The 20,153-nt window shown below is 70.7% G+C and carries 15 protein-coding genes and 1 CRISPR repeat array; of the genes, 2 read left to right on the top strand and 13 right to left on the bottom strand.

The window, feature by feature from the left end; all coding sequences use genetic code 11:
- Nucleotides 1-91: 91 nt before the first annotated feature.
- From ACSRUE_RS45565 to ACSRUE_RS45540, 6 genes are all read right to left on the bottom strand, one after another.
- Nucleotides 92-1,090, bottom strand: a complete 999-nt coding sequence (locus ACSRUE_RS45565) for an AraC family transcriptional regulator ligand-binding domain-containing protein (RefSeq protein ID WP_441289027.1) — start codon at nt 1,088-1,090, stop codon at nt 92-94.
- A gap of 141 nt (nt 1,091-1,231) precedes the next feature.
- Entirely contained in the window at nt 1,232-2,623 is a 1,392-nt protein-coding gene (locus ACSRUE_RS45560) for a DUF1552 domain-containing protein (RefSeq protein WP_441289026.1), read from the bottom strand.
- A complete protein-coding gene (locus ACSRUE_RS45555; RefSeq protein WP_441289025.1) occupies nt 2,620-4,362 on the bottom strand; it encodes a DUF1592 domain-containing protein in 1,743 nt (580 codons plus the stop codon). Before ACSRUE_RS45555 ends, ACSRUE_RS45560 begins: the two co-directional genes overlap by 4 nt.
- 161 nt (nt 4,363-4,523) lie before the next feature.
- The gene (locus tag ACSRUE_RS45550) at nt 4,524-5,231 is read right to left on the bottom strand and encodes a hypothetical protein (protein ID WP_441289024.1); all 708 of its coding nucleotides are present in this window, start codon (nt 5,229-5,231) and stop codon (nt 4,524-4,526) included.
- The gene (locus tag ACSRUE_RS45545; protein WP_441289023.1) at nt 5,228-5,986 is read right to left on the bottom strand and encodes a tetratricopeptide repeat protein; all 759 of its coding nucleotides are present in this window, start codon (nt 5,984-5,986) and stop codon (nt 5,228-5,230) included. The genes ACSRUE_RS45550 and ACSRUE_RS45545 overlap by 4 nt, the downstream gene beginning before the upstream one ends.
- On the bottom strand, nt 5,986-6,531 hold the full coding sequence (locus ACSRUE_RS45540) for an RNA polymerase sigma factor (protein ID WP_441289022.1): 546 nt from the start codon (nt 6,529-6,531) through the stop codon (nt 5,986-5,988). Before ACSRUE_RS45540 ends, ACSRUE_RS45545 begins: the two co-directional genes overlap by 1 nt.
- 209 nt (nt 6,532-6,740) lie before the next feature.
- On the opposite strand from ACSRUE_RS45540, the gene ACSRUE_RS45535 reads away from it, so the two are divergent.
- Entirely contained in the window at nt 6,741-7,754 is a 1,014-nt protein-coding gene (locus ACSRUE_RS45535; protein WP_441289021.1) for a hypothetical protein, read from the top strand.
- 131 nt (nt 7,755-7,885) lie between these two features.
- Here ACSRUE_RS45535 and ACSRUE_RS45530 read toward each other — a convergent pair whose 3' ends face one another.
- The 3 genes from ACSRUE_RS45530 to ACSRUE_RS45520 form a co-directional block, all read right to left on the bottom strand.
- A complete protein-coding gene (locus tag ACSRUE_RS45530) occupies nt 7,886-8,221 on the bottom strand; it encodes a hypothetical protein (protein ID WP_441289020.1) in 336 nt (111 codons plus the stop codon).
- A 351-nt stretch (nt 8,222-8,572) separates the two neighbouring features.
- A complete protein-coding gene (locus ACSRUE_RS45525) occupies nt 8,573-10,069 on the bottom strand; it encodes a hypothetical protein (RefSeq protein ID WP_441289019.1) in 1,497 nt (498 codons plus the stop codon).
- Between the two features lie 102 nt (nt 10,070-10,171).
- On the bottom strand, nt 10,172-10,429 hold the full coding sequence (locus ACSRUE_RS45520; RefSeq protein WP_441289018.1) for a peptidoglycan-binding domain-containing protein: 258 nt from the start codon (nt 10,427-10,429) through the stop codon (nt 10,172-10,174).
- Between the two features lie 1,165 nt (nt 10,430-11,594).
- On the opposite strand from ACSRUE_RS45520, the gene ACSRUE_RS45515 reads away from it, so the two are divergent.
- A complete protein-coding gene (locus tag ACSRUE_RS45515; RefSeq protein WP_441289017.1) occupies nt 11,595-11,930 on the top strand; it encodes a ClpX C4-type zinc finger protein in 336 nt (111 codons plus the stop codon).
- A 271-nt stretch (nt 11,931-12,201) separates the two neighbouring features.
- A CRISPR array of direct repeats spans nt 12,202-17,880; the repeat unit is 29 nt; unit sequence CGGTTCACCCCCGCGTGCGCGGGGACGAC.
- Between the two features lie 19 nt (nt 17,881-17,899).
- Here ACSRUE_RS45515 and cas2e read toward each other — a convergent pair.
- From cas2e to cas6e, 4 genes are all read right to left on the bottom strand, one after another.
- Nucleotides 17,900-18,112 carry a type I-E CRISPR-associated endoribonuclease Cas2e gene (gene cas2e, locus ACSRUE_RS45510; protein ID WP_441293198.1) on the bottom strand — a complete coding sequence of 71 codons (213 nt, stop codon included), beginning with the start codon at nt 18,110-18,112 and terminating at the stop codon, nt 17,900-17,902.
- A gap of 56 nt (nt 18,113-18,168) precedes the next feature.
- A complete protein-coding gene (gene cas1 / locus ACSRUE_RS45505; RefSeq protein WP_441289016.1) occupies nt 18,169-18,771 on the bottom strand; it encodes a CRISPR-associated endonuclease Cas1 in 603 nt (200 codons plus the stop codon).
- Entirely contained in the window at nt 18,660-19,163 is a 504-nt protein-coding gene (locus tag ACSRUE_RS45500) for a CRISPR-associated endonuclease Cas1 (protein WP_441289015.1), read from the bottom strand. The genes cas1 and ACSRUE_RS45500 overlap by 112 nt, the downstream gene beginning before the upstream one ends.
- 224 nt (nt 19,164-19,387) lie before the next feature.
- On the bottom strand, nt 19,388-20,140 hold the full coding sequence (gene cas6e, locus ACSRUE_RS45495) for a type I-E CRISPR-associated protein Cas6/Cse3/CasE (RefSeq protein WP_441289014.1): 753 nt from the start codon (nt 20,138-20,140) through the stop codon (nt 19,388-19,390).
- Nucleotides 20,141-20,153 lie beyond the last annotated feature (13 nt).

Below are 20,153 nucleotides of genomic sequence, written 5' to 3'. Positions count from 1 at the left end.
GCAGGGCGGTCTCGGCGCGATGTGCGGCTGAGTCGGCATGGACCGCGCGTGCGTGGCGTACCTGTCCGTCGGGACCGCCGGTGAGCTTGGCTCACCGGCGGCGCAGCGCGCGGGACACCGAGCGCGCGCTCGCGTAGCCGAGCCCGGCCGCGAGCGCGCGCCTCGTGGGGTTGGACGAGGCCAGGTACCGATCCGCCAGCTCGGTTCGCGCTTGCATCAACAGGGCGCGGTGGGACGTGCCCTGCTCTCGCAGCAGCCGCTGGAGCGTCCGCGAGCTCACGCCGAGGTGCTCCGCAATGCGATCGATGTTCGGGTTGCCCTGGGCGATGCAGGTCTGGAGGGCCTGTCGGACATCATCGACGAAGCTCGACGGGACGCCGGCGGCGGCCGCCGGCGCCCCGCTGGGCTTGCCGAGCGCCTGAAGGCGCGCCGCCGCGCAGTCCTCGAGGATTTCACAGAGGCGCGGCTCGGCGGAATGGAAGGGCAGCTCCAGGAGATCCCGATCGAAGACCAGCTCGTCATAGGGGGCATCGAACTCGACCCGCGCGTCGAAGACGCGCTCGTACTCGCCAGCGACGCGCTCGCGGCGGTGCCGGAAGCGCACCGCCAGCGGGCGGATGTGCTCGCCCGAGAACGCCCGCGCCCGGAGCACCATCAAGCTGACGATGAGATCCGCGACGGCGGGCACGCCGTCCGGCGAGAGGTGGCGGAAATGCGCGCGGCGACCGGTCACCTGAAGGCTAAGGACGCCCCCATTGGCGACCAGCGGAGCGAAGCGGATGACGCGTTCCAGCGCTGTTCCAAAGCTGCTGCTGCTCCGTGTCAGGTAGTCCAGGAGGTCGAGCGAGCCGACCTCGAGCCCCTGCGCGGCGTGCAGCCCGAGCAGCGGATTGCCGCTCATCTTCTCGGCGGAGGACCATATCTGCCGCGCCGCGCTCAGGGAGATCGGCAACCCGCGCTGGCGGAGCGCCTCCGGCGGGAGCGCGGCGTCGCGCAGGACCGCGTCGATCGGCAGCCCGAGCTTGGGCGCTGCGGAGAGAAGGAGCAGGACGAAATCAGAGAACGCGGACTGAGCTGGCGCAGGGACCACGGTTCCTCACAAGCCAAATGTGTCGGAGCGTAGTCGCCGAAGCCGCCCGGGGCAACCCGGATCCTGGCGCCGGGCGCCTGCCCGTCCGGCGTCCTGCGCGGCGTGCGCGGGCCACCCGGGGATGCGAGGCGAAATGGGGGCTCAGGCCAGGAGGCCCGGCAGCGGCCCGGTGCACACGCCGGGAATGCCGAAGGTGGTCACGTCGTCGAGGCCCATGGCGTTGCATACCGACACGAGCAGGTTGTTGTGCGGCAGATCGGCGTACTTCATGGTGCGGCCCATCTTGAAGTAGCCGCCAGCGCCGCCCGCGAGCACCCAGGGGATATCCTTGTACGTGTGCGTGTTGCCGACGCCGAGCTCGTTGCCCCAGAGCAGCAGGGTGCTGTCCAGCACCGAGCTGCCGTCCACTTCCTTCGCGAGCGCCAGCTGATCCAGCACGTATTTCACCTGCTCGCTGTGCCAGACGTTGATCTTCACGAGCTTCTCGTTCGCGACCGCGTCGTTGTCGCCGGCGTGGGAGAGCTCGTGGTGCTCCTCGTTCACCCCGATCCAGGGATAGTACTGCCAGCTATCGGCGTTGGCCCACATGAACGTGGAGACGCGGGTCATGCCGCAGATGTGCGCGAGCAGCATCAGGTCGGTCTGCAGCCGGCCGACCTTCGGATAGTTCTCCATCGCTCGCGTGTCGAACTTCTCCGGCATCATGAGCGGCGTGCACGAGACCGCCGAGCTCTGCAGCCGCTGCTCGATGTTGCGGATGCCGCCGAGGTGCGCCTCGAGCCGCGCCTTGTCCTCGGAGCTGACGCGCGCCTTCAGGCGGCCGATATCGTCCTTGAGGAAGTCCAGCACGCTCTGGCGCTCGGCGATCAGCCGCTGCAGCTCCGTTTCGGAGAGATCCGCGTTGGCGAAGATGCGCGCGTACATCTGGAAGGGATCGTCGACGGCCGTGTTCGGCTGGTTCGGACCGCGGTACGAGATGACGCGGAGCGGCTCCTGCCCTTCGATGCGCACCCCGAACTCGAGCGACGGGAACTGGCTGTTACCGCCGATGCGACCCGCGATGTGCTGGTCGACGGAGATGCGATCCGCCCAGCCGGCGGGGCCGCCCGCGCCCGTGAAGCTGCCGGCGAGCAGGGAGCCCCCCGTGAGCATCGCGCCGGGGCCCTTCATGTGCGGGCCGCCGGGCTTGTTCTCGCTCGGGACGCCGAGCTCGTCCTCGACCGTCGAGTTCATGTGCACGCCCTTGAGCACAAGCATCCTCTGCTTGTGCTCCTCGAGCGGCGCCAGGATAGGGCCGAGCGTGAGCGGCGCCTCGTGCGCGTCCCCCGGCGGGAAGAACGCCGACGGCACCGTGCCGTTCGCCGAGAAGATGCCGATGAAGCGCCTGGCGCCCGGCTGCTTCGCGTCCTGACCAAACACCGTGGCGCTCCGCCAGACGGGGCTCGTGAGCGCGACGGTCAGGGCGCCGAGCCCGCCCAGCAGCTTGCGGCGGCTGATCTGGGTGCGGAGGTCGATAGGGCCTCTTCGGTTCATGGCATCTCCTTCGTGTGCGCGTCGATCGCGCGGCGGTAAAGGAAGGCGTCCGTCTCCACGACGGCGCGGGGGAGCGCGTTCAGATCCTGGCCGGCGGCCTTGAAGGTCTCGAGCAAGCTCTCCATCGAGCAACCATCCATGTCCTGTTCGAAGCGGGCGATCGCGAAGCGGAACCACTGGCGCGCCACGCACTCTTCCACCTCGGCGCTGCCCGCGAGCCGCTCGCCGAGCTCCGCCACGCCCTCGAACTCGCCGTTCATGTCGCGGGTGGCGATGATCTTGCCGCTCGCGTCGACGGGTTCGCCGCCGTCGAGCTCGCGGTAGCGGCCGAGCGCGTCGTAGTGCTCGAAGCCGAAGCCGATCGGATCGAGCAGCTGGTGGCAGCCGACGCAGCTCGGGTCCACCTCGTGCTGCGACAGCCGCTCTCGGGTCGAGCTACTCGGGTCGACCTCGGGCGGCTTGGGGATGTTGGCCGGCGGGGCGGGCAGCTGCTGGCAGAGCAGCGCCTCGCGCACGAACTTCCCTCGGTAGATCGGCGAGCTCTCTCTGGGCTTCGCCTGGACGGCGAGCAGCGCCGGGAGCGTCAGGATACCCGAGGTGGCGCCGTCCGTGCGCTTCAGCGCCTGGAAGGAGTCGTCGCCGGTGACGCCGTAGTACCCGCCGAGATCTTTGTTGTAGAAGACCGTCGTCGAGGTGAGGAGCGCGCTCAGCTTGCCTCCCTCGTCGTCGAGCACGTGGTCGAAGAAGGCGTCGGCCTGCCCGCGCAGCGACTCGCGGAACGATCGTGATTGCCACTCGGGGAAGGCGTCCGCGTCCTTCACCACGCTGTTCAGGCCGTTCATGTGCGTCCAGCTGCCGAGGAAGCGATGGACCAGCTTCTCGCCGCGCTCGTCCTCGAGCATCCAGCCGAGCTGCGCCGCGACGCCCTCCTTCGTGGTCAGGCTGCCGTCCTCGATGGCCTCGTTCAGCCTGGCGTCCGGCAGGGTGCCCCAGAGCATGTACGAGAGGCGGGCGGCCACCTCGTAGGGGGACAGCTTCACGGCGCGATCGCTCACCTTCTCCGAGGTGCCGATCTCGACGCGGTACAGGAAGCGCGGCGACTGAAGCATGCCGCGGAGCAGGAGCTCGACCCCGTGTTCGTAGCTCGTCTCCGCGCCCACGTCGAAGAGCTGCAGGTGTCGCTCGATGTCCGCCGCGTCCGTGATCGGAGCGCGGTAGGCGCGGGCGCCGAAGCCCACGACCATCCGGCGCGCGCACTCGCTCGGCTCGGCGCCGGCCTCGCAAGGCGCGATCCTGTCGAGCGCCGCCGGATCGCCGGCGACGGCCGCGGCGATGACGTCCGCCGCGGCCTGGAAATGCTCGAGCTCGACCTGCGTCACGTCCGGCTGCAAGAGGCCGAACGCCGACGCCTCGATGGCGGGGCCGAGCGCTGCATCCAGGCCGGGCACGTCGCCGACGAGGTCGCGCACGGTGTTCAGGTACTGCGCCCGCGAGAGCAGCCGCATCGGCGAAGGTCCAGGATCGATGGTGCTCGCGTCGCACCTCAATGGCTCGCCGGGGCCCGCCGACCCCGAGCCGCCGCTGCTGCTCGAGCTGCCGTTCGTGCCGCTCGTGCCCTCCGCAGGCGACGCGCCGTCTTCGCTGCCCAGGTTGCCGATGCACGCCGACAGCGCGAGCGCCGCGGCGAGCACGCCCACGCTTCCGTGGGACTTGAATTGTTCAATCGATGATGTAGTCATTCAGGGCTCCGCTCGACGCTGCTGGCTACTCCGCCTCGGTGGGAGACCCGCTCGGGCGCGATCACCTTTTTCGTCGTCGAAGCGTGGAGACGTTTCGATGGGTACGAAGAGGTGGGTCTACGGTCGCCGAGCTCCGACCCGATGGCGGGAGCGCCGCCGGTTCACGGTCCTTCGATGCGGCAGCACACCGCGCAATCGTAGACTTCGAGCAATTCGCGCCCTGCGCACGGGACGTCGCCGCACGCGGTTCCCTTCAAAGCCCCGCAGCTCGGGAGGCATTCCCCTTCGACCTCGATCGAATGCGGCGGATCGCAGGGCGTGTCGTTGCCCGGAGGCTCGTCGCCGTCCGGCGTGAAGTACAGCCGATCCAGCTCGACGCCCTCGACGGCGTTCGCGAGGACGAGCTCGTGCGCTCCGGCCGAGAGGGGGAAGCGGAGCGGCTCGCCATAGCGCGTGTCGTCGTGGAGATCGTCCCAGAACCAGATGTCGCCGACGCTGATGCGCCAGAGGTACCAGGGGCCGCTGTCCACCTGGAACCAGAAGCGGTTGTTGAGGGCGCTCGGAGCGTGGATCCGCCCCCAGATCACGTATTCTGCCCCGCTCGGCGCCTCGAAGCGGTAGCGAGCCCGCTCGAGCCCCGGCGCCTCGTCCGAGGGCATTCCGGCAGGGGGCGCGATGAAGCGGCCCCCGGAAGCGCGGCTGTCTTCACCCACGGTGAAGCCGTCGCTCAGCTCTCCGAGCTCCGCCTCGATATACGACGATCCGGACACGACAGGCGCCCAGGCGCCGACCGAGGTGATCTCCGCATCACACCCGGACGCCGCAAGGCAGCCGAACGCCACGATGCGAGCGGCCGACCGGCGCTTCACGGCTGATCCAGGAACCGCCTGAGCTTCGCGCTGTGGGGGCTTTGGGGATACTGCTTGACGAAGGCCTGAGCGCGCCGCTTCGCCTCCTGCGCGTTGCCGCGCGCGGCCAGCACGTCGATGGCGAGCACCTCGCGCTCCTGCCGGAGCACGCCGTTCGGGAACTGCGCGCGCAGGCGCTCGAGGAGCGCCGTGGCTCCCGCCACGTCTCCGGAGCGCAGCTTGGCGCGCGCTTCCGTGAGCAGCGCGCTCTCCGCGCGCAGAAGATCGGTCTCCGTCGGCTTCGGCCCGCTCGGCCTCCGGGTCGGCTCTGCCGCGGTGGGACCATCGCGCGGCGGCTCCGGAAGCGCCTTGGGCTCCTCCAGAGGCGCCACAGGGGCCTGCGGCACCTCCTGCGGCACCTCCGCGGGCGCGCGCTCCGGGGCCGCCGCGCGGGGCGGGGCAGGGGGCTCGTCCGGGGAGGAGAGGGCCCAGTACCCTCCGCCGAGCACCAGGCCGCCGCCCACGAGCACCGCCGCTGCCTTGACCGAGAGCGCCGACGGCAACAGCGAGCCGACGCCAGCCTTCGTGGCAGCGGCGGCGCTCGAGCCGGCCGTGGCGCCGACGGCCGTCCCCGCCGCCAGCTGGCCCGCGATGCCGCGCCATGCGCGCTCCTTCGCCCCCTCGGGCGGACCCACGTGGCGCACGCTTCCCAGGAGCTCCCGCTCGAGCGGGTCCGCCCCGCTCTTGACGCTCAGCAGCCGCTCAGGATCCCCCATCACACGGCCTCCTTTCGGCTCGCGTCCTGTGCCAGCGCGAGTCGCTTGACCTCTCGCGAGAAGGTTTCGCGCGCCAGGCGGAGGCGCGAGCGCACGGTGCCCACGGAAATGCCCAGCAGGTCCGCGATCTCCTGCCCCGACTTCTCCTCGAGCTCGAACAGGACGAACACGAGGCGCTGCGGCTCCGGCAGCTTGTTCAAGATGGCTTCTGCCACCTGCGCGCGCTGCCGCGACTCCGCGTTCTGCGCGAGCTCCTCGGACGCGCCTCCGTAGAGGTCCATCTCCGCGGCGTCCGTCGTGACCTCGCGCCGGAACCGCGCGGAGCGCCGGTAGTCGCTCGCCACCCGCTGGCAGATGCCGAAGAGCCATGTCGTGAGGAGCGATCGACCCTCGAACTCGGGGAGCTTGACATGCGCGGTCAAGAACACCTTCTGCGCCAGGTCGAGCACGTCCGCCTCGCGCACCCCGAGGCGCCTGAGCGAGCACCAGACGAAGTTGAAGTGCGCGTCGTAGAGGGCTCGAAACTCGGGGTCCGGTGTGCTCATGCCGTGACGTCCCGGTGACCTGTCAGCGAGCGAGACGAGCAGACGCCGCCAGCTCGAGCGCGGAATTGTGAAGGGACGATACCACTCGGCCTCCTAGTGGGGACGCCGGCCCGGGACGATCACAAATAAATGCGCGTGCTCCGCGCGGCGGCTACCCTCGCGTCGTCCCGATGCGGAGGCGTCGCGCTCTTTCCGTGGTTCTTGGTGCGATGCTGGCGGCTTCGGGGACCGCCACGGCGCAGACCGAGCCGTACCTGAGCGTGACGCGCGGCGCTGGCGCCGAGAGCTGCCCGGACGCGGCGCGCCTCATCGAGCGCGTCGAGCAGCTGCGCGGCCGGCCGGAGACGGGTGCGAGCGGCTCCTACCTCGTCGACTTCACCCGGGATACCGACGGCTTCCGCGCGTCCATCCGCAGCGGGAGCGGCGCGCGCGAGCTGCGCGATCGCAGCCGCAGCTGCGCCGGGCTCGAGCAGGCGGCGGCGGTGACGCTCGCGCTGCTGCTCGACTCCGACGCGCGGGAGCCATCGGCGCAAGCTCCCGAGGCCGAGGTGGGAGCCGAGCCGGCGTCTGCCCCCGAAGCGGCGGCGCCTGCCCCTGAAGCGCCGGCGCCCTCGCGCAAAGCTCCGGCGGAGACGGCGCTCGCGCGGCCCGAGCCTGCGGAACCCGGCGGCGGCGCGCCGGAGGAGGCTCCACGCTTGGCGCGTGGCGCCACGCGGCTCACGCTGGCGGTCGGCGCCACCGGCTTGTTCGGCGTGGTGCGCCCCTTCGCCCCCGCGCTCTCGGCGGAGGCCGGCATTGGCGGCGCGCGATTCCGGGCGGCGATCGGCGCGCTCTGGCTCGTCCCTCAGACGTTGAAGCACGGACCGGGCGAGCTCCGCGAAACGATGCTCGGCGGCGTCGTGCGCGCCTGCCTGGCAGTCACGGGCTCGGAGGCGCTGCGCTTCGATGTGTGTACCGGCCTCCACGCCGGCCGGCTGGAGGTGGCGGCGAGCGGCTACACACGGAACGACGTTGCCGAGAAGATGTGGCTGGCGGTGCCGCTCGAGCTGTCGCTGGCGAGCCTGGCAGGTCCGCTCGGCCTCGACGTCGGCGCCGCCGCGCTGCTGCCGCTCCGGCGCAGCGATTTCTCGGTGGATGGCGTCGGCGTCGCGTACAGCTCGCCTCCGGTCGGCGCGCTGGTGTCGCTCCGTGGCGTCGGGAGCTGGGTGCCGTACGCGCCCTGAGGGATCCCCGCGTCCATCATGGGGCATGATGGAGCCGGGAATCCATCGCCCTGTCGCTCCGTTCGGCTCTCCGCGCCGGCTCCACGCGACGGAGTCGTCCCCTGCGAGCCCGATGGCGAGATCGAGGTGGATTACCCCGCAGGCCTACCGTGCTTCGCGAAGTGCGCATGGCACTGGCGGAACATCTCCTGCCATCGTGCGTACTCCGTCGGGTGCTCGCGGAGCCGCTCCTTCCAGGCTGTATCGACCGCTGACCGCTTCTCGGCGGAGCTCAGCCCGTATCGCCGGAAGATTTCCTCGGCCGCGTCAGGGAACAAGGCCAGCTCGGCACAGAGCGCGGCGTACTGGGCGAGCGGCAGGACGATGTCGAGCGGCTCGGCGAGGGGCGCTGGACCGCTCGTGCCAGCTTTGCTCGACGGCGAGGGAGACGGCGGTGTCGTGGAGCTCTGGGAGGTGGCTCCGGTCACCGCCTCCTGCGCGCTCGCGGTTTGCCTCAACAGCTCACGGGGGATCTCGAGGCTCAGCGACGTCTCTCCGAGCTGACCGGGCGCCCGCGGCCGCTGCGGCTGGGCTGTCGGCGTGGGTGGCCGAGGAGCCGCCGATGCCCCGGGCGCGAACGGCAAAGCTGGGCCGCGGGGGACGTCCACGAGCGGCCCGGTCTCTGCGACCACGGGTGGCGGGGGCTTCGCTGCCGCCGACACGGTGGACTGCGGGAATGGCGGCGCTGCTCGCCGTGGAATGTCGGGCAGGGGCGCCGTGCCGGTGAGCGACTCCGCAGCGCGCGGAGGCTACGAACGTGAGCGGCTCGCCCGTATAGTTCACCAGAGTGCACAGTACGCTTCGTGCTGCCATGTCCCTGCTCGCTTCCGCCGTCGCCCGTCCGGTGCCAGATCGAAGAGATTGCTGGTCAGTGGTGCAGTGTACCAGGAGCCAGGGGGCGGCTTGCAAGGATCGCCGGCACGTGAATCATGCATTGGGCGACCGAATGTTCTGCGGAGCTGGCTACCGGCACCGCGCGTCGGGCTCGAGCCCGGCGCGCTCTCGGTCAGGCGGTGGGAGCGGAAGAGGGCGAGCCGACGATCCTTTTCATTCTTCTCGTGAACGCCTACGACCCAGATCTCGGACAGCGACCGCACCGCGACGCTTTCCGGCACGTACGCGGCCTTCGCCTCTGGATCGACGGGCATCGGTACCTGCATCCAGGCGCCGCCTCGCGGGAGAGCCCAGACCTCCACAGCCTTCCCTCCTCGGGAAGCGTCTCGCGCCAGGCCGAGGATCACCAACGTGCCGTCCTGCCCGCGAGCGGCATTTAAGATCCGCCTTGTCGGCGGAGCAGGCATCTCCGCAACAGCGGTCCCGTCGAAATGGAAGAGCATGGGCGGCGGCTTATCCTCCGCTGGGTAAGGCCCATAGATCCCATAAGGCGCCTCCATACCGAGCTCATGATTGCCGACGACGTAAACGTCGGTCGGACTCTCTCCGAGCAGGCGGATGTCCCATGGGTAGAACTTCCGCTTGTCGCGCTGGATCTCGGGCGGCAGCGGGAGGAGAATCTCGGTCCTGTTCGGAGGCCCCGGTCGGGACAGGACGAGCCGGACCGGAACTGGTTCGCCTTCCTTCATTGCAGCGTGCGCCTCGATCGCCAGCACGTCTCCCGAGTGCCAGCCCCGCGCCGCGGTTATCCCGTACTTCTTATCGTTCGTTGCCTTGTACGGAGGACGCGGCACGGGTTGTCCAGGGCAATCGAGCACCTCCTCGTGTGCCGTCCAGGCGTCGGTGGCGTCCTCCTTGTCCACGAGCAAGCCGACCAGGCACCCTCGGCCTTGATCCCACAGGCCCTGGTAACGGTCATCGGAGTAGTCGCCTTCTGGTACCCGGTGGACCATCTTCCAGCGAGTACCTCCGAGGCAGAACACGCTCTCATGGTAGAAGGGATAGGTCCGGCTCGAGTTGTCCGCGGTGCGCAAGACCATCCACACCGCATCGGGCCAGCGCCCGACGAGGGTTCTCACCTCTCCCTCTGGTACGGAGGAATCCATGGGCAGACCTTCGACTATCTCTGCCGTCGCGCCTACATGATCGCCATCGATCAATGCAAAGGAGGTGCCGTTGCGCTCCAGCAGGATCTGTCCGCCTTCCAGGGGCCACAGACGGGCGGTACGGCCGGGCAGATCAGCGACCTTGTCAAACGAACTCTCTGGTCGCGGGGAAGATGGCCCCGCGGCGCCCGGTGCACGCTGCGCGACGTCTCCGCCGAGCGCGGGGGGACCTGGCGCAGCGCCACCTGGCCGGCAGGAAATCAGGGCACATGCCACGATGACAGCGGCTAGACAAGCACCGTTCTCGGATCTCGGCGGACGCATGGGTTCAGTTCCTTCTTCGTGGATTCATGCCGCAGCATCAAGTCATCGGTCCGGTCAATGCCCGTGCGCCGCCTCGAGCCGGCCGCGCGTCTCGCCGTCGAGGACGCCGGTGGGCTCAAGGCCCTGATCGCGCTGGAACGCCTTGATCGCAGCGACCTCCGCTCCCTCGGTCTGTCCCTCGGTGATCCGGTAGTAGCCGAGGTTCTTCAGCCGCAGCCGGATCCCGTGCGGCGTGTCCATGGGCGGCAGGTCGCCGAGCTTGAGCCGCCACTTCAGCGACGGCTCCTTGTCGGGCTCCTTGATCCACACCACGAGCTCGCCCGTTGCCCTGCAGGCTCGCGTCCTCGTCCAGCTTCAGGAACGACTGCGGCGTCTTGATGTGCCAGGTGGGACCGGTTCGCGGGGTGAACGTGGCGTCTGTGCGCACCTGGTCGACGAGCGCCTCGATGCGGCGTTCGGCGCCGCGGCCATCGCGCATGATGAAAGAGGCGAGGCGGCCAAGCAGCTCGGCGTCGCGGCCCTCGAGCTCGGGGACCGGCTGCACCATGAGCTGAAACGAGAACAGCTCGGAGAGCGCCTCACGCCCGCGAAACGAGATGACGCGCAGGTCCGGAGGAGTGAACGGCCCGGCGTGGAGCTCGATGGAGTCGCTGATCACGGGCGCAATCTATCAGACATCGCGGTGCTGCCAGCGTCGCGTTCGTGGCGCGCGGCGCCCCGGGTCGACCGGCGTCGGAGGCGTCTACCAGGTCGAGCTGTGAGAAGTCGTCAGCGGCTGGACACATTCCGCTCATCGGGTTCACCCCCGCGTGCGCGGGGACGACGTGTCGCCGATCGTCATCTGGAGCTCGTCGTTCGGTTCACCCCCGCGTGCGCGGGGACGACCACCGTCGCGATCTCGCGGCCGTCCACCTCGAGCGGTTCACCCCCGCGTGCGCGGGGACGACGAAGCCGTAGACCTCTCGGATCTCCGTGACCCCGGTTCACCCCCGCGTGCGCGGGGACGACCTGGCGCAGGGACTTCGCCAGATCGAGCGCCTCGGTTCACCCCACGTGCGCGGGGACGACGCAGGGTGAGTCACCTCGCCTCGCTCGCCCGACGTTGGCACAGAGGGCTACGGCGCTCTTCCTGAGTTCGCCGACGTGCACCTCCCGAGGCCCGACTACATCGCGATCACAATCGCTGAATCCGGTCGCTCGCATCACAGTCAACTGCGCACATGAGGAAACGATGTCGTGTATGGAGATGTACTGTTGGAACAAAAGGATTTTTGTCGAAACGCCGGTGCCTTGCGATCGGATTCCTGGGCATGATGGGAATAAGTGCAAAATCGATGGCCGATACGTCGACCTATGCCGCGCATCACGTTGACGCGATCGGTGTTAATAACTACACTTTTCCGGCGAGCGCAAAGATCGCGGAAGAGTCGAGTTCAGTCGACGAGAACGGAGCAAGCGACGCGCCGATATCGCCGGAATGGACGAAAAAGCAGTGTCGCAAGGCATTGGAGCACAACGTAAAAACGTGCAAAGCGTCTCCGCGGAATCTCCAATTGCCATGCATTGCGGCCGCCCTGATACTGTATCAAAGATGTCTCAAAAATGCGAAGTAGTTCAGAAAGTCCACGGCATGACACTCGGCGACGAGATTGCGGAGGTCGAAGGAGAAGCTGGGGCGCCGAGGTCATGCTCGTTCTGCGGAGATACAGAATCGAAGCTTGTGGCCGGGCCAGAAGCCAATATCTGCGCCGCATGTACTCGCCTGGCCTGTGGAGTGCTAGGAATAAAGCTGTCCTCGAGCGAGACCGAGTAGACCTATCTCGCTCGCGAGAGACGCCGAGGCGGAGGGCGGCGCCGTCTCGTCCGCGACCTCGTGCCGCCTCGGCGTATCGCGCGCCTTGAGCCGCACAAAGGTCATCGCACCTGATCGCGATGTCGCGGTCGAGCTCCACTTGAGCGCCGCCGCACGGCGCGATGGGTGGATCAGTGCGGCGCCGCGAAGTGGATCAGTCCAAAGGCGCCGCCGAAGCGACGGGGGCGTTCAGCGAGCCGCGCGACGTTGTGGCCGGTTCACCCCCGCGTGCGCGGGTCACCCCCGCGTGCGCGGGGACGACAGCCGCACGCGGTCGCCGTAGACGGGCGCCTCCGGTTCACCCCCGCGTGCGCGGGGACGACGTCGAAGGCGCCCACGGAGATCTCGCCGTCGCCGGTTCACCCCCGCGTGCGCGGGGACGACTCCCGTGGTGACCCGTCGTTTGCGTTGGTGACCGGTTCACCCCCGCGTGCGCGGGGACGACGCGGGGCGGGAGCGGATACCGGGCGCCGATGGCGGTTCACCCCCGCGTGCGCGGGGACGACGAATTCACCCTCTTCACCGAAGGTACCGACCTCGGTTCACCCCCGCGTGCGCGGGGACGACTTTCGCGCGGGGTGGCGCGCGTGTTCGCGCCACGGTTCACCCCCGCGTGCGCGGGGACGACGCACTCGGCGCAGCGCCAGCAATCCTCGCTGCCGGTTCACCCCCGCGTGCGCGGGGACGACGCGGCCGCGCCGGCGTCCGGCGTGGGCTCGATCGGTTCACCCCCGCGTGCGCGGGGACGACTTCGGCCGCGCTCGCTCGTCCTGGTACCCTTGCGGTTCACCCCCGCGTGCGCGGGGACGACCTTCGGTGTGCCCTGGCTGTGCAGGATGTAGAACGGTTCACCCCCGCGTGCGCGGGGACGACGTAGTCGCAGAACCAAGCGCCCTTCCCGCGATGCGGTTCACCCCCGCGTGCGCGGGGACGACGTTCACTCCGGCGAACAGGTTGCTCAGGCTCTCGGTTCACCCCCGCGTGCGCGGGGACGACACGAACGTTGCGCCGTCCGCGACGGCGAATTGCGGTTCACCCCCGCGTGCGCGGGGACGACCTCGGCGGACGCGCGTGCCCAGTGCGCTTCCTGCGGTTCACCCCCGCGTGCGCGGGGACGACGCCTTCTCGCCGTCGGCGCCACCGAACTCCTGCGGTTCACCCCCGCGTGCGCGGGGACGACAAGTTCCGCAACGAGAGCGCCGACGACGCGTTCCGGTTCACCCCCGCGTGCGCGGGGACGACGCGCGCTCGCCGCCGTCGAGGAGGACCTTGCGCGGTTCACCCCCGCGTGCGCGGGGACGACGCTGCCGCCGCCCTCGCGGCATGCGGCTGCCTGCGGTTCACCCCCGCGTGCGCGGGGACGACGCTCTGCCGCACCTCGGGCGCGACCTCGGCATCGGTTCACCCCCGCGTGCGCGGGGACGACGTTCACGTGCGCCCACGTCAGGTGGGGCTGCGACGGTTCACCCCCGCGTGCGCGGGGACGACGAACTCGAGCGCGAAAGCCCCGGCGTGCTCCGCGGTTCAACCCCGCGTGCGCGGGGACGACCTTCGTAATGATAGCTCGGGCAGTTGCTTCCAGCGGTTCACCCCCGCGTGCGCGGGGACGACTATGCGCCCGGCGACATGATCGGGATGGAGCTCGGTTCACCCCCGCGTGCGCGGGGACGACTCGTGAGCGGCGTTGTGGTGTGGAGGTTCGTGAACGGTTCACCCCCGCGTGCGCGGGGACGACGAACTCGACGCCGCCCGTCGTCGCGCCTCCTTCGGTTCACCCCCGCGTGCGCGGGGACGACTGCAGGCGCCCCTCGACGAGGAGGCTCGATCCCGGTTCACCCCCGCGTGCGCGGGGACGACGAGCTTGGCGACGAGCCTGCCCCCGTACTCCTCGGTTCACCCCCGCGTGCGCGGGGACGACTCGTGGGGGAGCAGGAAGCGGGGACGCCGGGGGGCGGTTCACCCCCGCGTGCGCGGGGACGACGATCCCAGGCTTGCTCCCGAACCTGGAAGCGACCGGTTCACCCCCGCGTGCGCGGGGACGACTTCGGCGGCGATGACGCGACCGCGCGCGATGGCGGTTCACCCCCGCGTGCGCGGGGACGACGTGCTCATGCTGTGGATGGTGTGCGCGTCCACCGGTTCACCCCCGCGTGCGCGGGGACGACTCGTGCGGACGTTCTCGCGCGAGACCATCCTCTGGTTCACCCCCGCGTGCGCGGGGACGACGAATGCCGAAAGCTCCCCTAGCTCGATTATCCACGGTTCACCCCCGCGTGCGCGGGGACGACGCTCAGCCGGGAGGACTTCTTCGCGCTCGCCTTCGGTTCACCCCCGCGTGCGCGGGGACGACGAAGGAAGACAACGGCGACCCGGCGAAGCCGATCGGTTCACCCCCGCGTGCGCGGGGACGACGGCAGCGGTCCCGCCTCTCCGGGCGCCCACACCGGTTCACCCCCGCGTGCGCGGGGACGACAGGCCGAGCGGGGGATCAGCTACGCCCGCCGCCGGTTCACCCCCGCGTGCGCGGGGACGACGCGGACGGCGACGTCCGCGCCCCGGGCTCCGGCGGTTCACCCCCGCGTGCGCGGGGACGACCCGACGAATGCCACGTAGTCATTGAACTCGCGCGGTTCACCCCCGCGTGCGCGGGGACGACCTCCTTTTCGTCGAGCTTCTGTGAGCTCTTGGCCGGTTCACCCCCGCGTGCGCGGGGACGACATCATCGCGCGCCAGATCAGGCGCTTGGCCTGCGGTTCACCCCCGCGTGCGCGGGGACGACGCCGTCGAGGCTCCGCGCGAGCTCGACGAGGGCCGGTTCACCCCCGCGTGCGCGGGGACGACGGCAAGAGCCGCCGCAGCAACAACGTCGTCTTCGGTTCACCCCCGCGTGCGCGGGGACGACGCGATCCCGCCGGCGAGGAAGTCCTTGCCCGTCGGTTCACCCCCGCGTGCGCGGGGACGACTGCCACAGGAAATCAGCCATGGGGCACCGCGCCCGGTTCACCCCCGCGTGCGCGGGGACGACGCAGGACGGCAAGGAGTTCCTGATCTACGACCTCGGTTCACCCCCGCGTGCGCGGGGACGACGTGACGGGCACGACGCGCGGGGGCTTCGACGACGGTTCACCCCCGCGTGCGCGGGGACGACGGAGGCGCTTCCCTGGGAGTTCACGTTCGCGCTCGGTTCACCCCCGCGTGCGCGGGGACGACGTACTCGGTCGCGCAGGCGACCTCCGGTGCGCCCGGTTCACCCCCGCGTGCGCGGGGACGACTCGTGCGCTGAGAAATAACGCACGTGCTCCCCCGGTTCACCCCCGCGTGCGCGGGGACGACGAGCTCGGGCGCAGCTCCGGGAGGTCGGGCTTCGGTTCACCCCCGCGTGCGCGGGGACGACCTCGGTCCAGCCTGCCTCGTGGTACTCGGTCACGGTTCACCCCCGCGTGCGCGGGGACGACCTCGGTCCAGCCTGCCTCGTGGTACTCGGTCACGGTTCACCCCCGCGTGCGCGGGGACGACGCGTCGCGCGGCATCTCGCCGGTCACCACGGCCGGTTCACCCCCGCGTGCGCGGGGACGACCGCGCTGGAGGTGCTCGGCCGCGAACTGAAGGTCGGTTCACCCCCGCGTGCGCGGGGACGACACAGCCGGTCGCCTGGCACAGGCCGTGGGGGCCGGTTCACCCCCGCGTGCGCGGGGACGACCCGTTGACCGGGTTCGCGATGTTCGGATGCTCCGGTTCACCCCCGCGTGCGCGGGGACGACGGGAGGGCGACGGGCGTCCCGCTCGCGGCAGTTCGGTTCACCCCCGCGTGCGCGGGGACGACAAGCGCATCGCGGCCATCGGCCGCGTGCTCTCCGGTTCACCCCCGCGTGCGCGGGGACGACGCTCGCGGCCTGTTGAATCGCCTCACTGAGAGGCGGTTCACCCCCGCGTGCGCGGGGACGACCGAGGTGCTCACCAGCGCGCCGCCGCTCCCGGCCGGTTCACCCCCGCGTGCGCGGGGACGACGTACTCGCGCGCGTTCTCGCTGCCCTCGACGCGCGGTTCACCCCCGCGTGCGCGGGGACGACCCGCGCGGCGTGCGCCCGGAGGGCCCGGCGCGGGGTTCACCCCCGCGTGCGCGGGGACGACCGCTGCGGCCACGGCCCCGAGCGCGAGGCTCTGCGGTTCACCCCCGCGTGCGCGGGGACGACGCCGCGGCACTCGGACACCGCCACCTCGGCGCGCGGTTCACCCCCGCGTGCGCGGGGACGACCTGGAACGACCGGCAGAGCGCGAACCCGTTGCGCGGTTCACCCCCGCGTGCGCGGGGACGACGTCGAGGCCCTCCCGACCCGAGAGCTCGCCGGCGGTTCACCCCCGCGTGCGCGGGGACGACTCGAGGGGCCGCTCGAGCTCGATGGGGGGGTACGGTTCACCCCCGCGTGCGCGGGGACGACTGAGTCAGGTTCAGGGCGAGCTTGACAGCCTCCGGTTCACCCCCGCGTGCGCGGGGACGACCCTGTGAGCCTCATGCTCGAGCTCGTCGGCGACGGTTCACCCCCGCGTGCGCGGGGACGACGCGCTGACCGCCGCCGACGTCGGCGGCCCCTGCGGTTCACCCCCGCGTGCGCGGGGACGACGGCGAGCTCTCGCTCCTTCGCGGCGAGCGCCTCGGTTCACCCCCGCGTGCGCGGGGACGACGGCCGCGGGACCGAAGAGTTCACCAAGGCGGCGCGGTTCACCCCCGCGTGCGCGGGGACGACGCCTTCCGTTGACCGTACGCGTTCGCGACCAGCGGTTCACCCCCGCGTGCGCGGGGACGACTCGACGTTGGCGGCCGTCGTCCCGTCGCAAGGCTGGTTCACCCCCGCGTGCGCGGGGACGACATGGCCGCCGGGCGCCCGACGAGCGGCCCCGTCGGTTCACCCCCGCGTGCGCGGGGACGACGCCTGCTTCTGCGCCTCCAGGTTCGACCGACGCGGTTCACCCCCGCGTGCGCGGGGACGACGGCCGGGCGCCCTCCCGGATGACGTTCTCTGGCGGTTCACCCCCGCGTGCGCGGGGACGACGCGACGTGTCGCTCTCGGCCGATCGTCGACGATCGGTTCACCCCCGCGTGCGCGGGGACGACGGCGGCTTCGGCATGCGGCTGATCTCGGTCAGCGGTTCACCCCCGCGTGCGCGGGGACGACTCTGCTTTACCGGATGATTTGACAATGTTTGATACGGTTCACCCCCGCGTGCGCGGGGACGACGCGAACTCCCGGCGCGCCTCCGCCCGCCGTTCCGGTTCACCCCCGCGTGCGCGGGGACGACGCCGGCGGCCCCGTCGTCTCGTGGTCGGAGCGCGGTTCACCCCCGCGTGCGCGGGGACGACCCCCAAGCCGGCGCAGAACCGCTCGCGCATCCACGGTTCACCCCCGCGTGCGCGGGGACGACTCCCTCCGCACCGACCTCCTCTCGCACAGCATCGGTTCACCCCCGCGTGCGCGGGGACGACGACCCCTCGACCGTCCGGACCCGGGCGACGCGCGGTTCACCCCCGCGTGCGCGGGGACGACGTGTATACAACGCCCACCCGTCCGGCTGACCCCGGTTCACCCCCGCGTGCGCGGGGACGACGCATCGGCCCGCTGCGTCTTCCGTGGCGACGACGGTTCACCCCCGCGTGCGCGGGGACGACGGTGCCGGTGACGCCCACCACCTGCTGCTGGAGCGGTTCACCCCCGCGTGCGCGGGGACGACTGCGACGCGGCGCTCCCGAGCCCCGCCGCGGCCGGTTCACCCCCGCGTGCGCGGGGACGACGGTCGTCTCCGGACGAACGCACGATGCGCACGCCGGTTCACCCCCGCGTGCGCGGGGACGACGCGGGCGCCTTGATGTCGACCTTCGGCGCTCTCGGTTCACCCCCGCGTGCGCGGGGACGACACTTACTCTTTTCGCATACTTACGCCTTCCGGACCAGCGTAAGTCCCTCGATGTCAATGACCGTGCGGCTGGTGTCCCCGTGCGTCAGCATGGCAAATCCTTGCTCATTCTGTGCCGCGTGGACCAGCACACAACCTCCCCCAGCGTTACGCGCGCACACCGCCTGCCACAAGAGCTCGCGCACCCGTGTCGAGAGCGTCCCCACGAATACCCCCGCCCGCACCTCCAGCATCCAGCGTGTGATGTGCCCCCGCAGCGACGGCGATGCCCGCTCCACCACCAGCACCGTCAGAATGGCACACCTCCCTCCGGCTCCGGCTCCGCCTCCGGCGGCGCACCGTCGCCCTCCCCCGTGCTCCCCTCGCTCCCGCCGTCGAGCTCCGCGAAGTTCTTCCCCCCGGCCACGCTCCCCTTCACCGGATCCCACAGCGCCCCGGGCGCATCCCCGTCCGGCGCGTGCGTCACCAGCAGCGTTGCGTCCGCCTTCAGCCCCAGCACCCGCTGCATGTCCGGCACGATCCGCTGGATCAGCCGCTCGTCGTAGAACGCGCTCCGGCACAGGCGCCGCACGTTCGACTCCAGCGACGCCGTGCCCATCGCCGCCGCCCTGAACGCGATCGGCACTGTCACCTCCACCTTGTACAGATCGGCGACGTCGTACACGAAGCTCAGCATCTTGCCCGTGTGCACGAACCCCAGCGCTGGCGAGAAGCCCGTCGACACGATCGCCGCGTGACACAGCCCGTACAGGCACGCGTTCGCCGTCGACAGCGCCCGGTTTACCGGATCCGCCGCGCCCCAGTCGCCCCGCTTGTACGCACGGCCGCTCCAGGGCAGCCCCGTCGCCCGGCTTGCCTTCGCGTACGCCTCCCGCACGCGCACGCCCTCCATCCCCGGAACTGCTCCAGCGTCAGATCCGGATCGAGCCGCTCCGCGAACCGCATCCGGTACATCCGGGCGACCACCTCCACCCGGCGCTTCGCGCTCGCCCACGCCTCCGCCTGCGCCATCAGGTTCGACGCACGCCGCGTCTCGCCCACCCCCGACGCATAGAACCGCGTCCCGTCCTCGCCGCACCACACCACCGAACAGCCCGCCTCCGCCAGCGCGAGCATCGCCGCGTGCGTGATGGACACCCCGGGACCCAGCATCAGCACCGAAAGCGCCGCCACAGGAACAGGCACCTGCCCCTCGGCGTCGATCAAGACGATCGCGCTGTCGTCTCGCTCGATACGGACCTTGTCCGTGTAGAGAAACGTCCAGCCATCGCTGAAGCGCGGCAACTGCTGCAGATCGCGGAGCAGGCTCCCCCTCGACTCATGACCTGAGCTCCTACGTCATTCCTGCACGCGACGGCAGCCCTGGACGGCCCTCGGAGGACATCGACGCCCGAAAGGACGCATCGCGACGGCGGTTCTGATTTTCTTGCGATCGATGTTCTTTTTTTTTCCTTCTTTCGCACTCGCCGCGCCGTACCTGCCAATCGCCCGCCGGCCCGCCGCCCCGCTCAGTTCTGCTCTCGCGCGATCGACAGCAGCCCGAACCCATACGCCTTCGCCGGCCCGATACCCGCCGCCAGCGCCTCGCGAAACCGATCCGCGTCGGTCACGCGCAACCGGCCCTCGAACAGCACCGGCGCCAGCGTGAGCCCCTGCCGCTTGTCGCTTGCGCGCGCCTTGCGATTGGTGAGCTTCCGCTCCTCCATCACCGACACGTCGACCGATACATCGCCCGCCCCGGCGCCGTCCTCCGCGCCGCAGAGCTCGAACCCGGCCGCCATCGCCTTGCGCCGCAGCCAGTCGAGCCGCGACGCGTTGTCGCGCAGCTCCACGCGCCTGCCGTTGCGGCGCTTGCCGTCCTCGCCGCTCTTCGTGTCGATTCGACGCGTCGGATTCGCGCGCAGCCGGAAGCGGAAGCACTCCCCCGTGCCGATGCGCGCCCGCTCGCCCCCGACCTCCCGGACCGCCGGGTTCTCGATGGGGCTCGGCTCGGTAAAGCCCAGATCCTCCTGGATATCCAGGAAGTAGTCCTTGGGCAGCCGCGTGAAGTCCGGTCGCGTCGCGCTCTGAACCAGGAGGACGAACCGGCCGCGCTGGACCGCCTCGTCCACGCGAAAGAGGACGCCGTGCGCCCGGCGCGGATGGGGCCCGGCGCCGTCGGGGAACGCGCGCATGATCGTGCGGTGGAGACCCTCGATATCGGCGATATCGGCGCGCACGGCGCGCGAAATGGGGTTCAGCAAGGCTCGGGACAGGTACATCGGAGGCTCCTTT

The organism is Sorangium sp. KYC3313 (genome assembly GCF_052075895.1).
GTDB classification, from domain to species: domain Bacteria; phylum Myxococcota_A; class Polyangia; order Polyangiales; family Polyangiaceae; genus Sorangium; species Sorangium cellulosum_B.
The sequence above is the reverse complement of the archived record's forward strand: the minus strand, read 5'-3'. Positions and strand labels throughout refer to the sequence as shown.

Excerpts from the sequence above, each read along its gene's own strand:
- ACSRUE_RS45560 (WP_441289026.1), bottom strand. The coding sequence starts at position 2,623 with ATGAACCGAAGAGGCCCTATCGACCTCCGCACCCAGATCAGCCGCCGC.
- ACSRUE_RS45555 (WP_441289025.1), bottom strand. The coding sequence starts at position 4,362 with ATGACTACATCATCGATTGAACAATTCAAGTCCCACGGAAGCGTGGGC.
- ACSRUE_RS45545 (WP_441289023.1), bottom strand. The coding sequence starts at position 5,986 with ATGGGGGATCCTGAGCGGCTGCTGAGCGTCAAGAGCGGGGCGGACCCG.
- ACSRUE_RS45540 (WP_441289022.1), bottom strand. The coding sequence starts at position 6,531 with ATGAGCACACCGGACCCCGAGTTTCGAGCCCTCTACGACGCGCACTTC.
- ACSRUE_RS45535 (WP_441289021.1), top strand. The coding sequence starts at position 6,741 with ATGCTGGCGGCTTCGGGGACCGCCACGGCGCAGACCGAGCCGTACCTG.
- ACSRUE_RS45515 (WP_441289017.1), top strand. The coding sequence starts at position 11,595 with ATGGACGAAAAAGCAGTGTCGCAAGGCATTGGAGCACAACGTAAAAAC.
- cas2e (WP_441293198.1), bottom strand. The coding sequence starts at position 18,112 with ATGCTGGAGGTGCGGGCGGGGGTATTCGTGGGGACGCTCTCGACACGG.
- cas1 (WP_441289016.1), bottom strand. The coding sequence starts at position 18,771 with ATGGAGGGCGTGCGCGTGCGGGAGGCGTACGCGAAGGCAAGCCGGGCG.
- cas6e (WP_441289014.1), bottom strand. The coding sequence starts at position 20,140 with ATGTACCTGTCCCGAGCCTTGCTGAACCCCATTTCGCGCGCCGTGCGC.